We start from the raw sequence: 570 nt of genomic DNA, 5'->3' as shown, positions 1-570 counted from the left end.
AAATACTTCTAAAAAGTGTTTTATCTAAAGTTAAACTATTAGACCCTAAAACTAAATTCAACATCAAGCCAATAATCAAATTAAATAAATAAACACACACCGGCAGACCAATTAACCACACCGTTCCAACAAGCGAGTTTTTTAACGCAACTCGCACTGGATTTACTCCATCATCCCCTTTATACGCTCACATTCTCAAAGCACTAAAAGCGAATAACAAAACATAAACTAAACTCGATATAATGGCTAATCGTTTAAACATATCAGGTAGCACGGCGAACTCAAATTTTTGAGATAAACTCAAACCAAATAATAAATATTGTGGTAGCCCAACAGCAACTAACTCAAACAGCATCACAATAGCATTAATTAATAGCAATGGCAAAATTACAAACGGGCCATAACCCATCATAAAAGCACCATAACTAATCTTATTTATTACACCTTCGAACAACACTTTTATGCTCCGATCGCAGACTTAATAATCGAAGTAATTATCGGACTAAGAGCTCATAACACAACTACAGCAATAAGAAAAATTCCTAATCATTTAATTCTTCTCATTTGACC

At 33.5% G+C, this 570-nt stretch carries 1 protein-coding gene; it reads right to left on the bottom strand.

What is annotated here, in order from left to right; translation table 4 throughout:
• On the bottom strand, positions 1-457 hold a 457-nt coding region (locus tag N1F73_RS03865), incomplete at its 3' end, for an Mbov_0396 family ICE element transmembrane protein (RefSeq protein WP_396888705.1).
• Positions 458-570: the final 113 nt, after the last annotated feature.

Source organism: Mycoplasma sp. HS2188 (assembly GCF_025209835.1).
In the GTDB taxonomy this organism is placed as follows: domain Bacteria; phylum Bacillota_I; class Bacilli_A; order Mycoplasmatales; family Metamycoplasmataceae; genus Mycoplasmopsis.
Note: the sequence above shows the minus strand (reverse complement) of the source record. Positions and strands in the feature narration are given on the sequence as shown.